The sequence below is a fragment of the Acinetobacter lanii genome (genome assembly GCF_011578285.1).
Taxonomy (GTDB): domain Bacteria; phylum Pseudomonadota; class Gammaproteobacteria; order Pseudomonadales; family Moraxellaceae; genus Acinetobacter; species Acinetobacter lanii.
In genome coordinates this window covers 1,287,029-1,299,661 of sequence record NZ_CP049916.1, presented here as the reverse complement: position 1 = coordinate 1,299,661, position 12,633 = coordinate 1,287,029, and the positions used below count along the sequence as shown (strand labels likewise).

At 41.7% G+C, this 12,633-nt stretch carries 12 protein-coding genes; 2 read left to right on the top strand and 10 right to left on the bottom strand.

The features are described 5' to 3' along the window. Nucleotides 1-6: 6 nt before the first annotated feature. The 9 genes from lpxK to G8D99_RS05970 form a co-directional block, all read right to left on the bottom strand. A complete protein-coding gene (gene lpxK, locus G8D99_RS06010; protein ID WP_166323548.1) occupies nt 7-1,020 on the bottom strand; it encodes a tetraacyldisaccharide 4'-kinase in 1,014 nt (337 codons plus the stop codon). Between the two features lie 5 nt (nt 1,021-1,025). Beyond that, nucleotides 1,026-2,750 carry a lipid A export permease/ATP-binding protein MsbA gene (gene msbA / locus G8D99_RS06005; protein WP_166323546.1) on the bottom strand — a complete coding sequence of 575 codons (1,725 nt, stop codon included), beginning with the start codon at nt 2,748-2,750 and terminating at the stop codon, nt 1,026-1,028. After that, nucleotides 2,750-3,172 (bottom strand): ExbD/TolR family protein, encoded by a 423-nt coding sequence (locus G8D99_RS06000; protein WP_166323544.1) that lies wholly within the window; start codon nt 3,170-3,172, stop codon nt 2,750-2,752. The genes msbA and G8D99_RS06000 overlap by 1 nt, the downstream gene beginning before the upstream one ends. A 16-nt stretch (nt 3,173-3,188) precedes the next feature. After that, a complete protein-coding gene (locus G8D99_RS05995; RefSeq protein WP_166323542.1) occupies nt 3,189-3,821 on the bottom strand; it encodes a MotA/TolQ/ExbB proton channel family protein in 633 nt (210 codons plus the stop codon). Nucleotides 3,822-3,914: 93 nt separating this feature from the next. Continuing rightward, nucleotides 3,915-4,808, bottom strand: coding sequence for a ParB/RepB/Spo0J family partition protein (locus tag G8D99_RS05990; protein WP_166323540.1), 894 nt, complete (start codon nt 4,806-4,808; stop codon nt 3,915-3,917). After that, nucleotides 4,805-5,587 carry a ParA family protein gene (locus G8D99_RS05985; protein ID WP_166323538.1) on the bottom strand — a complete coding sequence of 261 codons (783 nt, stop codon included), beginning with the start codon at nt 5,585-5,587 and terminating at the stop codon, nt 4,805-4,807. The genes G8D99_RS05990 and G8D99_RS05985 overlap by 4 nt, the downstream gene beginning before the upstream one ends. 24 nt (nt 5,588-5,611) lie before the next feature. Beyond that, the gene (gene rsmG / locus G8D99_RS05980; RefSeq protein WP_166323536.1) at nt 5,612-6,244 is read right to left on the bottom strand and encodes a 16S rRNA (guanine(527)-N(7))-methyltransferase RsmG; all 633 of its coding nucleotides are present in this window, start codon (nt 6,242-6,244) and stop codon (nt 5,612-5,614) included. Between the two features lie 87 nt (nt 6,245-6,331). Next, nucleotides 6,332-7,021 (bottom strand): N-acetylmuramate alpha-1-phosphate uridylyltransferase MurU, encoded by a 690-nt coding sequence (gene murU / locus G8D99_RS05975; protein ID WP_166323534.1) that lies wholly within the window; start codon nt 7,019-7,021, stop codon nt 6,332-6,334. After that, nucleotides 7,021-8,034 carry an aminoglycoside phosphotransferase family protein gene (locus G8D99_RS05970; protein WP_166323532.1) on the bottom strand — a complete coding sequence of 338 codons (1,014 nt, stop codon included), beginning with the start codon at nt 8,032-8,034 and terminating at the stop codon, nt 7,021-7,023. The genes murU and G8D99_RS05970 overlap by 1 nt, the downstream gene beginning before the upstream one ends. Before the next feature lie 120 nt (nt 8,035-8,154). Here G8D99_RS05970 and G8D99_RS05965 point away from each other — a divergent pair, with 120 nt between their 5' ends. Both G8D99_RS05965 and G8D99_RS05960 read left to right on the top strand, forming a co-directional pair. Next, a complete protein-coding gene (locus tag G8D99_RS05965; protein ID WP_166323530.1) occupies nt 8,155-10,635 on the top strand; it encodes an LPS-assembly protein LptD in 2,481 nt (826 codons plus the stop codon). Next, nucleotides 10,635-11,936, top strand: coding sequence for a peptidylprolyl isomerase (locus G8D99_RS05960; RefSeq protein ID WP_166323528.1), 1,302 nt, complete (start codon nt 10,635-10,637; stop codon nt 11,934-11,936). The genes G8D99_RS05965 and G8D99_RS05960 overlap by 1 nt, the downstream gene beginning before the upstream one ends. 136 nt (nt 11,937-12,072) lie before the next feature. Here the strand turns inward: G8D99_RS05960 and hfq are convergent, their stop codons facing one another. Beyond that, a complete protein-coding gene (gene hfq / locus G8D99_RS05955; protein ID WP_196782901.1) occupies nt 12,073-12,585 on the bottom strand; it encodes an RNA chaperone Hfq in 513 nt (170 codons plus the stop codon). Nucleotides 12,586-12,633: the final 48 nt, after the last annotated feature.

The following is a 12,633-nucleotide window of genomic DNA, read 5'->3' as shown; positions in this document are numbered from 1 at the left end:
TCTTTCCTAAACGCTCGGTAGAATACCCAATTCAGCCAACTGCTGATCCAATAACGTATAACATGCAGTAGACAACACGGCTTCTACAGGCACCACCCAAATTTCACGACGAAAATCCGGATGTTTTTTGAGTAAGGGTAAAAGTTTAACTGCATCTTTTTCAGTGGTAATAATCGAATTGTTGTCTTCAAACTGAATATCGTCGATTTCATAATCATAATGATCGGGAAATTCATGACATTGAAAATGCTTCAGCCCAATACTCTCTAACGTCGTATAAAAGCGTTGTGGGAAGCCAATGCCGACCACTGCATAATAATCCAGTTGAGGATCAAAAATGTCAGCCTGATCAAATGTAGGATTCAGCAAATAGGGCTGCGCCACTTGCAAATGCATATGCAAATCGGAGCTTGGATGCGCTGCATGTTCAATCACAGTGCTTTGTGATAAACGATCTACAGGCTCTCGCAAATAACCTTCGGGCAATAATTTTTGATTGCCTAAACCGCGGTTTTGATCCAAGACAATCCATTCAATCTGACGATCTAAAGCCCAGTGCTGCAAACCATCATCACTGATAATCAGATCTAAATCATACTGCTGTAATAGTAACTCTATACTGGCTTGGCGGTTGGAACCCACCACCATCGGCACGCCAGTCGATTGCACAATCAAACAAGGCTCATCACCGACCGTTTCAGGCACAGATTCCAAAGTCACTGATGCTGGAAAGGGTCCTTTGCCCCCATAGCCACGACTAATCACACCGACTCGAATATTTTTTTCTTGTAAATACTTCACCAATTGAATCAACAATGGCGTTTTACCACTGCCCCCTACCGTGATATTACCAATAATCATCACCGGCACGGGTGCGGTATAACATTGCTTCACACCAGATTGATAGAGTTTTTTATTCAGCGCAAAACCGGTTTGATAAAGCCATGACAATGGACGCAATACGATCAACCACTTGGCTTTTCGATTCCAAGCATTTTGAATGTTTTGCGCAAGTGACATCGGCATTACTCCTCAAAATTACGTTGATGAAGTTGATAATATGCACCACGTTGCTCTAACAAGGAGTTATGTGTGCCTTGCTCAACAATACGCCCTTGATCCATCACCACAATACGGTCTGCATTTTCAATGGTGGATAAACGGTGTGCAATCACAATGGTGGTACGATCTTGCATGGCCGCATCGAATGCACGTTGAATAAAGTATTCAGACTCATTATCTAAGGCACTGGTGGCTTCATCTAGAATTAAAATCGGCGCATCTTTCAAAATCGCACGTGCAATCGCAATGCGTTGACGCTGACCGCCCGACAAATTCAAACCTTGCGCACCCAAAGGTGTATCATAACCCTTTGGCAAACTCATAATAAAATCGTGCGCATAGGCAGCTTTGGCAGCGGCAATAATTTGATCATCGGTGGCATTTTCTAGCTGACCATAGGCAATGTTTTCACGTACGGTGCGGTTAAACAACACCACCTGTTGATTGACCATAGAAATTTGCATACGTAGTGCGGAGGCTTCGATGTCTTGAATATCAATCCCATCGAAACGGATATGTCCTGATGACGCCTCTTGGAAGCGCACCAGTAGATTGACCAAAGATGATTTACCTGCGCCTGAGCGACCCACCAAAGCGACCGTTTCACCTGCTTTGACAGACAAACTAAAATCTTGAATGGCATGCAAACCATCAGGATAAGTCAAATTGACATGATCAAATTCAATATCACCTTTTAAGTTCGGCGTTAAAGTGCCTTTGTTGACTTCTTCAGGCATATCCAGCAATTCAAACACAGAGTGTGCTGCCGCCATACCGCGTTGTAATTTTTCATTGATATCGGTTAAGGCTTTAATCGGTTTGCTTAGCATCCCGGCAGCAGTAATATAGGCCACAAACTCACCTGCGGTCACATCACCTAAAATTTCAGGGCGCAGCGCAATCCAAATCACCACACTGAGTGCAATTGACATAATCAATTGCACTACAGGGCTATTCATTTGCTGAACCACCACCATTTTTAAACCACGGCGTAAATTCTCTTGCGATGTTGCACGAAAGCGCTCTTGCTCATAGGTTCCACCACCAAAGCTTTTCACCACCAAATTACCATTCACCGTTTCTTGCACCACGTGATTGACATCACCCATGGTGTCTTGCACTTGTGAAGACAATTTACGCATACGCTTGGCTGCTTTACGAATCAGCACACCAATCAATGGGCCAAAAATCAAAATACAAAAAGTTAAGCGCCAATTGGTATACAGCAAGAAACCCAATAAGCCCAAAGTAATCAAACCTTGTTGGACCAATGTACGCAATGATTCTGACGATGCCGCAGTCAATTGCTCCACGTTGTACATAATTTTGGCAGTAATATGACCGCTGGTATTGTCTAAATAGTATTGCGATGGCAATTTCAACAGTTTGGCAAAGACTTCTTGGCGAATATTAAACACCAAGTTTCGTGAAATGACGGCGGTATAGTAGCCCCCGACAAATGAACCCAAGCCTCGGAAGAACATCAGTGCGATGACCACCAAAGGAAATAGACTTGTAAAATTTCGGTCTTTGAGCTGAATCGCATTAATAATACGTTTAAGCACTTCAGCCACCGCAACTTCCGTTGCCGCATTGATCGCAAAACCAATAAACACAAGAATTGCAATCCCCCAAAAGGGTTTGAGATAGCTAAGTAGACGCCAATAAATTTTAAAATCTTGATTCACTAATAGCCTCTAGTGGGTACCTTGGTACTAATATTAATGTTCACAAAGCCCAATTGACCTGCAACATCCATCACACGTATCACATCTTGATGCGTGGCCGCAGAATCGGCTGCAATCACAAACATCAAGTCCCGACGATCATTCGCCGCTTGCTTAATTGCTGTGCTTAAATCAGGCAATTCTTTAGAAGATAAAGCCTGTCCATTCACAGCATAATGCCCGCTAGAGTCTACCATGACCTCAATCTTATGATCGAACTCTTTTGGTGGAACCCCTTGAGCATCAGGTAAACTCAAATTCAAACGACTTTGCTGTTGAAAAGTCGTGGTTAATAACAAAATTACCAAGATAAACAAAATGCAGTCAATCATTGGCGTTAAGTTAATGTAAATCTCTTCCACTTGACGACGCTTAAATTTCATCAAAGCATTTCCTCAATTAACCCACGTTTTGCTGTTTGGCATCCGTTGGGTTTTGATAAAAGAATGCTGCATGAAATAAAGTCGACTGCTGTTCAAGCTCAGCCACATATTCTTGCACAAGGCGCTGAAAATAACGAAAAGCAAATAAGGCAGGAATCGCCACTACCATGCCTGCTGCCGTTGTAATCAAAGCCTTCGACAAGCCTGGAATCATCATGGTGGGATTGGAGCCTGAACCCAAATCCATACCTAAAAATGATTCAATAATCCCAAGCACCGTACCTAAAAGTCCAAGTAACGGCGCAACTGCACTCAAAGTGCCTAAAAAATTGATATTCTTTTCTAAGAAACCAATTTCACGAGAAGCAGTCGCTTCCATTTGCGCTCGAGCAAATGCTTCGCCTTGCGCATAGGCATCTAAACCATCTTTTAAAATGGCGCCTAAACTGGTTTTTTCAAGCGCCGAATTTTGCTGTAAGGCTTTCAGCACCTCCGATGACGGTTGTGACTTACTCATCATCAGCTGAGTAGGCAACACCAAGTTTCGCTTTAACCGAATAAAACGCTCGATGGCAATCGCCAACATAAAAATCGAACACAACAACAGCGGCAGCATCAGCCAACCGCCTGCTTTCACCAATTCCCACATTTTTAATTCCCCAAAATTAAAAAAAGTGAATCGCAATCCTATTGAAACGCTCGTTTTATTCCATTTCAAACGAGCGTCGATTTAAAACCGATATTAACTGTTTTCAGCCAGACAAATATTTAAAATTCCATCCAATTCATCCAATGAATGGTAATGGATCACCAATTTACCCTTACCTTGCTGATTGTGATCAATTTTTACATTAGCACTAAAACGCTCTGAAAGTCGCTGTGTCAATTGATCCAAATCTGAAGATATACGCTCTTTGGGTTTATCTTGCTTTGGTGTATTAAATTCGCGCACCAGCTGCTCAGTTTGACGAACCGATAAACTCTTTTCAATCACCACTTTGGCAATTTGAATCTGCTCTTTTTCTTTTAAGGTTAAAATCGCACGGGCATGCCCCATATCCAATTGACCACGTTGAATATGATCTTTGATTGGATCAGCAAGACTCAGTAAACGCAATAAGTTACTCACTGTCGTGCGCGCCTTACCCACAGTTTCAGCAATTTCTTGATGACTCAAACCAAACTCTTCATGGAAACGCTGCAAAGCCATCGCTTGATCAATCGGGTTCAAATCTTGACGTTGAATATTCTCAATCAATGCCAATGCAATCGCCACTTGATCTGTTAAATCGCGAACAATGGCAGGAACTTCTTTCAATCCTGCAATTTGCGCAGCACGCCAACGACGCTCACCTGCAATAATCTCATAACGATGAACATCATCTTCAATCGGACGAATCACAATCGGTTGCATCACCCCGTGTTTCTTAATCGATGCAGCAAGCTCTTGTAAATCTTCTTCATGAATAAAACGACGTGGCTGATAATTACCACGCTTTAATAATTTCACATCAATTTGTTTAAGTTGACCGTGATCTAAAGCTTGGACTTCTAATTGTAATTTTTCTTTTTGAATAGAACCTAACAATGCATCCAAGCCACGACTTTTTGCTAGGCCTCTTTTTTTAACGGTCATGCCTTACTTCCCTTTTTTACTCTGGTTTTTTTTAACACTTCAGCAGCTAGGTTTAAATAGGCTACTGCACCCTTTGAACTTTTTTCAAAATAAATAATCGGCAACCCGTGTGCAGGCGCTTCTGCTAAGCGCACATTACGTGGAATGACCGTGGTATAAAGTTTTTTACCAAAATATTGTTCTAATTCATCCGACACATCACGGGTCAATGCATTGCGGGCATCATACATGGTGCGTAGTACACCGATAATTTCCAAATCAGGATTAAGTGCTTGCTGAATACGATCGATGGTCTGGGTCAAATCAGCTAAACCTTCGAGTGCATAATATTCACATTGCATTGGAATAATCACACCATTCACAGCCGACATCGCATTAATGGTGATTAAACTCAGACTCGGAGCACAATCCACAATAATATAATCAAAGTCCTGTTCAATTTCTTTGAGTGCTTCACGCAGAATGAACTCACGACCTTCTTGATCCGCAATCGCCAGTTCAACCCCTGCTAAATCACGGTTAGCCCCCAAAACACGATAACCGACTTCAGCTTTCATAATGGCGGTCTGAATAGGGACTTCGCCCAATAACACATCCGTTACTGAATACAGCAAATCATTCTTCTGAATTCCCGAGCCCATGGTAGCATTCCCTTGAGAATCCATATCCACCAATAACACACGCTTTTTCAGTACCGCCAACGATGCTGCTAAATTTACTGCAGTCGTCGTCTTACCCACGCCACCTTTTTGGTTCGCGATAGCAATAATTTGAGCCATGTTAAACCCCAATCCTTGAAATTTTTAAATCTGTTTTAATAAAAGTAAATGGCGTTGTTCATCTAACCGTGGAACAGTTAAAGCAATAATCTCGCAACTAAATTCATTTTTATGTTGCTCAACTTCTTCTTCAGGAATTAATCCTTTCATCGAGGCAATGATACTGTTTTCATGCATAAATGGGCGTGAAGCCGCAATAAAGTCAGTCAATGATGCAAATGCGCGACTGGTAATCACGTCAAACTTGCCCAGCTCATTGATACTGTCGACATTTTCAACACGGGTTTGCACGGCAACCACATTTTTGAGTTTTAAATCTGCAATAAACTGCTTTAAAAAACGAATCTTTTTACCGTTCGAATCTAGCAATACACATTGACGTTCAGGCTGACAAAGCGCAATGATCATGCCCGGCATACCACCGCCTGTACCAATATCAAGCAAACGACCTTCTGGTAAGTCTTTCAAAATACTTAAACTATCCAATAAATGTTTTACCAACATTTCTTTCGGATCACGAATCGCTGTTAAGTTATATGCTTTATTCCACAAGACCAACGCATCTTGATACTTGAGTAATAAATTAAGCGCCTCATCACTTAGTGTTAAACCAAGTTTTTGACTACCTTGTTGTAAGTCTTGAAAAAAAGGATGCATAAACGGGTAACATCTTAGTAAAATTTAAACCAAAGTATACCCATTTATGCTCCGTGGAACATCATTTAATGCTTAGTCTTTACACAGTTAGGCAAAGAAGCCCTCACGAATTTGCAAATCTAGTTTAGTCAATCGTTCAGGCGTTCCAACATCCACCCACTCACCTTGCATTTTTTCAGCCGAGATTTTACCCTCTAGCATAGCTTGCTTGAGCAGTGGTGCAAGTGGACGCTTGCCCGCATCCAGCCCATCAAACATTTTGGGATGAATCACTGCAACACCGCTATAGGTCAGGTTTTCGCCTTGCTTGTCTTGATCGAATGTATAAGCACGACCACCAAGCAAAGTAAAATCACCTTTGGGATGTTGTTGGGGATTCGGCACAAAGATCAAATGTGCCAAATCCTGCTGTAAATCTACATTTAACAGGGGCGCAAAATCCATGGTGGTCCACACATCACCATTTACCAAAATAAAAGGTTCTGTACCTAAAAGTGGTAATGCGTTAATAATGCCCCCTGCGGTTTCCAACCCCTCTTCTTCACGTGTCCATAAAATCCGTACACCAAATTGAGAACCTTCGCCCAAGCTACCAATGAGTTTATCTGCAAGCCAAGCTGAGTTAATGACAATCTCAGTCACCCCGATCTGTTTAAGCTTTTCAATATGCCAAACAATAAGCGGTTTTCCGCCCACTTCTAAAAGCGGCTTTGGTGTATACAGCGTCAGTGGACGCATCCGATTACCCAAGCCTGCAGCAAGAATCATGGCTTTCATTATGCAACCACCTCGTAACGACCAAATTTTTCTTCAAATTTTGGCAATACCGTTTCACGAATGAACTGCATAAATGGTGCAAGTTCAGCGTAGGGTTTACTTTCCTCAAGCAAATACCACATCACGCGGGGTAAATCTTTGAGGTAACCTGACTTCCCATCTCGTTCAAACAAACGTACAAAAATCCCGAGAATTTTAATATGGCGCTGAATCGCCATGAGATCCGCATCTTTTTTAAATTGCTCAAAATCACGGTCTTGTTTTGCAGTGTCAGGCAACAGGTCATAGAACTGCTTAAACCATGTATAGACTCGATCGGCATTCCACTGCACGTAGGCATCACGGGTGATTGAAATCAAATCATAGGTATCCGCACCAATCACCGCATCTTGAAAATCAATCACACCTTGCTCTTGTTCACCTTCAATAATCATCAGATTACGACTATGAAAATCACGATGCACAATCACTTGCGGTTGTGCCACTGCTGCATTGGCAAGAATAGCGAATGTGCGTTTGATTAAAGCGGATTGCTCTGACGTAGGCTGAATATGTAACGATGGCAATAACCAATCCGTCAGCAACTCCATTTCACTGATTAATTTTTCATAGGAATAAGCAGGCAACTGTGCTGAACCATCAATCGATTGCAATTGAATCAACTGTTTAAAACTTTGGCTGTAATGTGCATCAACCGTTTGTTCATTTAGTAAAGTAGACAACACCACATCACCAAAATCCTCTAACAACAGAAAACCCTGTTCTAGATTTTTGGCAATGATATGCGGTACACGCACACCGTGTTGATCAAAAAATTCATCAATCATAACAAAGGGAGCACAATCTTCTTTTTCAGGTGGCGCGTCCATGAGCATATAGGTTTTATTATTAAGTTTAATACGTGCGTAGCGACGAAAACTTGCGTCCCCTGCAAGAAAATTGATTTCAAATTGCTCAGATTGAAGTACAGATGCAATCCATGCTTGGATTAAGTTTTCACGTTGTGTATTCATTAGCTATAAATTCTAGTACAGGCTGAATATTTAAAGCACTAAGTGTAGCCACTAATCAGTTTTTTCTCTATCATGTAGCAGTAAATAATTGCGATCTGCAAAACTGGGTTAGTGAGAGAAATGAAGCATCAGTTTAAATTCAATCCTTTAGCGACTGCTATATTGACATTACTTTGCGGAAGCACCGTATCAAGCTATGCCGAATCCATCCAGCCTGCTAGTGACGTTGACAATCAAAAGCTTAAATCAGTGGTGAATGAAAGTTACCCTGGTCAAAAATTCTTCAAACAGTATTATGTGAGTAATGACGCCCCTGAAGTGCGTCAACGTAACAGCAATGCTGCTTTCGCAAAATACTGCCAAAACTCTTGGATTACGCCGATTAGCCCAGAAACCAAGGCTGCAGATCCTGAAAAAACCACGTCTGTGATTACCGCAGATGATGGTTATTACAACCCGAACGGTGACTCAACCCTGCAAGGCAATGTAGTCATTGATCAAGCCGGTCGAATGGTGAAAGCCGATAGCGTCACCATCGACAAAACTCAGACCCACGCCAGAGCCAAAGGCAATGTGCAAATGGCACAGTCGGGTTTAATCGCTCAAAGTGATGAAATTAACTACAACTTACAAACACAAACCGGCGAATTAAATAACAGCTACTATATCTCTGAAGGGACCAATGGTCATGGTCATGCCGACCGCATTGAACGTACTTCCCCAAGCGTTTTAGTACTTAAAAATGCCACCTATAGCACCTGCCCGCCTGAAGAAAAGCCGATTTGGCACATCCAAGCGGATGAAATTAAAATTGATCAAGATTCAGGTCGAGGAACAACAAAAGGGACTAAACTTTATATCAAAGACAAGCCTGTGCTTGCTGTGCCTTATTTCAATTTCCCGACAGATAATCGTCGAATCTCCGGGATCGTGAACCCTTCGCTGGGCTGGAACAATAACGGGGGTCTAGATTTAACAGTTCCTGTTTATTTAAATTTAGCACCGAATTATGATGCCATCATTGCGCCGCGTTTCTTAGGTGGACGTGGCATGATGGCAGAAGGTCAATTCCGTTATTTAACAGAAAATTACGGTAAAGGCATCATGTGGGGCGGATACTTACCGTCTGACTCGCGCATGAACAATGAAGATCGTTCTGAATTCCATTTATTACATGAATGGCAAATTAATGATCAGTGGTCGACCAATGTTGATTATAACTATATCTCAGACAAAGATTATTATAATGATTTAGGCGATGACCCTTCAGAACGTGTTCGAATGAACCAACGCCGTGCTTGGGAGATCAATTATGCGCACGGCATTCCTGGACTCACCGCTAAACTTAAAGCTGAAGATTTCCAAACCTTAAATCGTGAAGTAGACGATGTAGATCGCCCTTATGGTCGTTTACCACAACTATTGGTCAACTACGTTGGTGGTGATGTTCAAGGTTTTGAATATGAATTTAACAACGATACTGCTTATTTCAAAAAAACGATTAATGATTTCGATGGTTTAGATCCTCGTAAGGATCATGCAGAGCCCAATGGTACGCGTTTTTATAATGAGTTTGCAGCACGTTATAACTTCCGTAAACCTTGGGGCTTTGTGATTCCTGAAGCATCCGTTCGTAGTTTACATACCAGCTATGACCAAGACATTGTTGATCAAACCGACCCAAGCAATCCAAACAACTTTAGTGCAAATTCAAAAAGCACCTCGGTGGTTGTACCCCAATTTACTTTAGATACGGGTTTAATCTTTGAAAAAGAAGGTAAATTCCTTCAAACGATTACCCCGCGTGCATTCTATGCCTATGCACCTTATAAAAACCAAGACAATACACCAAACTTTGACTCATCAGCAGCATCACTCAACTATGATCAGTTGTTTAATGCCAAACGTTTCTATGGTCATGACCGTTTAGAAGATAACGACTTCTTATCACTTGGTGTGAGTTATAGCTTATTCGACACCGTTGGCTTAGAACGTTTAAAAGCCAGTGTGGGACAAAGTTACTACTTTAGTGATCGTAAAGTCACTTTAAACAGTAGCCGTACAGATAGATACAACACTGAAGATCGTACCGGTCCTGTAGTCAGCTTATCGAGCCAACTTTCTGATAATATCACTGTGAATGCCAATTCCATGTGGATGTCAAATGGCGATACAGCACAACGTGACTTCCAAGTGTATTACAACACCGATCATGGCAGCTTATACAACCTCGGTTATTTCTACCGAAATGAGTTAACCGATCGTCAAGAAAAATACGATCAGATTACAGCGTCTTTCATTAAACCTGTAAAAGACAACTGGCGTGTATTGGGTCATGTTCAATATGATATGGACAACAGTATTGCCCGTGAATTTTTATTGGGTGTCAATTATGAATCTTGCTGTTGGGGTGTGACTGTTTATGGTCGCTCTCACTATAATGACCTCGATGATGTCAACAGTGCCGACTTTAAACCACGTCGTAACGTGATGGTCGAATTCACCTTAAAGGGATTGGGTGGTCTAAACAGTAAACTTAGCAATCTATTAGAAGATCGCATTTTAGGATTTAATAAAGTTAATCAAAATTGGACGAATTAATGAAGAAAAGAAATTTAAAACAAATTTTTAAAACAACAGCACTTGCACTGATGATGTTTTCATCAGTGCAAGCTTTTGCTGTAAGCGACCGTGTCGTTGCGATCGTAGGTAAAAGTGCAATTCTTCAAAGTGAATTAGACCAAAGTGTGGCTGAAGCTCAACATCAATTACAAGCACAAAAAAAAGAAGCACCTCCGCTGAATATTCTTCAGGCTCAAATTTTAAACCAACTGATTATCCAAAATGCACAGCTCGAACAAGTTAAACGCTATGCGATTCAAGCTGATGAAAAAAGTTTGAATGAAGCGGTATTAAAAGTCGCAAATCAATCCGGTGCTAAAAGCTTAGAAGCTTTTCAACAAAAGCTCGATAAAATCGCTCCGGGAACGTATGAAACCTTACGAGAACGTGTGGCAGATGATTTACTGATTCAACGCCTACGCCAACAACAAGTCATGTCACGGATTAAAATCAGTGACCAAGATGTTGATAACTTTCTAAAATCACCCGAAGGTCAAGCTGCGATTGGCGGTCAAGCACATGTACTGCATATGCGTATTTCAGGTGAAGCTTCAGCATCTGAGCTAAATAGTACTGCAAAAGAGATTAAAGCAGCACTTGCACATAACAACGACGTCAAAAGTTTAGAGAAACAGTTCAGCAAAGGTAAAATCAAAGTGGATGGTGCAGATATGGGCTATCGCTCACTGTCTGACATCCCGACTGAACTTTCAGCACGTGTCAGTGTAATTGATGTGGGTCAAACCACTGAATTAATCACTGCGCAAGATGGTGTACATGTATTAAAGTTGGTTGATCGCAAATCTAATGATCAAAAAGCGTTGGTGCCTCAGTTTAAAGCACGTCACATTTTGATTAAAACATCAGAAGTGGTAACCCCTGAAAGCGCTAAACAAACCATTGAAAATATTTATAACCGAATCAATGCGGGTGGAGATTTCAGTACCTTTGCGGCAACCTACTCAAACGATCCCGGCTCAGCACGTGATGGCGGTAGTTTAGGTTGGGTTACACCTGGCATGATGGTGCCAGAGTTTGATAAAGTGATGCAAAGCTCCCCTGTCGGTAAAGTCAGTCAACCTTTTGAAAGCCAATTTGGTTGGCATATCTTAGAAGTAACCGATACACGTCAACAAGACATGACCAAAGAATATCAACGTCGTATGGCGCGCCAAATTTTAGGTGAACGTCAATTTGATGCAGAGCTTGATAGTTGGTTACGTGAACTGAAGGCCAACACCTATGTTGAAATAAAAGATCCTGCTTTAAAACAACAGTAATTTTTCGTTTGCTAAAAAAAGTCCACTGATGTGGGCTTTTTTAATGTTTGACAATCACTCATACATCAACAATAAAAAAAGACGCCCATTGGGCGTCTTTTCAACAATCTTTAAGGATTGAGTGATCAACAATCAATTAACGATTGTTTTCGTCTTCTTGAGCGTCATCAAATTTTGGTTCGCCATCAAAGCTAGGTGTAGACGGAGCACCGAAACCACCTTGAGCACCGAAGCCACCTTGACCGCCAAAACCTTGACCACCAAAACCACCTTGTTGACCGCCAAAACCACCTTGTTGACCACCGAAGCCGCCTTGACTACCGAAGCCACCTTGACCACCGAAGCCACCTTGACCACCGAAGCCACCTTGACCACCGAAGCCACCTTGACCACCGAAGCCACCTTGACCAGCAGCAGGCGCGCCAGCAGGTGCACCAGCAGGGCGTGGATTACGTGCAGGAACAACGGTAGAAATCGCATGTTTGTAAACCATTTGGCTTACTGTATTTTTTAATAAAACAACGTATTGGTCAAAAGACTCGATATGACCTTGTAGTTTGATACCGTTTACAAGAAAGATAGAAACAGGAATACGTTCTTTACGGAGAGAATTTAAGAACGGATCTTGTAAAGTTTGACCTTTAGACATTTTATACTCCAAAAAAAAATTTAAAATCAGCGCAAAAACTGTCTTTAT

What these genes read in the sequence shown, in the direction of transcription:
- lpxK (WP_166323548.1), bottom strand. Translation starts at nt 1,020, where the DNA reads ATGTCACTTGCGCAAAACATTCAAAATGCTTGGAATCGAAAAGCCAAG.
- G8D99_RS06000 (WP_166323544.1), bottom strand. Translation starts at nt 3,172, where the DNA reads ATGAAATTTAAGCGTCGTCAAGTGGAAGAGATTTACATTAACTTAACG.
- G8D99_RS05995 (WP_166323542.1), bottom strand. Translation starts at nt 3,821, where the DNA reads ATGTGGGAATTGGTGAAAGCAGGCGGTTGGCTGATGCTGCCGCTGTTG.
- G8D99_RS05990 (WP_166323540.1), bottom strand. Translation starts at nt 4,808, where the DNA reads ATGACCGTTAAAAAAAGAGGCCTAGCAAAAAGTCGTGGCTTGGATGCA.
- G8D99_RS05985 (WP_166323538.1), bottom strand. Translation starts at nt 5,587, where the DNA reads ATGGCTCAAATTATTGCTATCGCGAACCAAAAAGGTGGCGTGGGTAAG.
- rsmG (WP_166323536.1), bottom strand. Translation starts at nt 6,244, where the DNA reads ATGCATCCTTTTTTTCAAGACTTACAACAAGGTAGTCAAAAACTTGGT.
- murU (WP_166323534.1), bottom strand. Translation starts at nt 7,021, where the DNA reads ATGAAAGCCATGATTCTTGCTGCAGGCTTGGGTAATCGGATGCGTCCA.
- G8D99_RS05970 (WP_166323532.1), bottom strand. Translation starts at nt 8,034, where the DNA reads ATGAATACACAACGTGAAAACTTAATCCAAGCATGGATTGCATCTGTA.
- G8D99_RS05965 (WP_166323530.1), top strand. Translation starts at nt 8,155, where the DNA reads ATGAAGCATCAGTTTAAATTCAATCCTTTAGCGACTGCTATATTGACA.
- G8D99_RS05960 (WP_166323528.1), top strand. Translation starts at nt 10,635, where the DNA reads ATGAAGAAAAGAAATTTAAAACAAATTTTTAAAACAACAGCACTTGCA.
- hfq (WP_196782901.1), bottom strand. Translation starts at nt 12,585, where the DNA reads ATGTCTAAAGGTCAAACTTTACAAGATCCGTTCTTAAATTCTCTCCGT.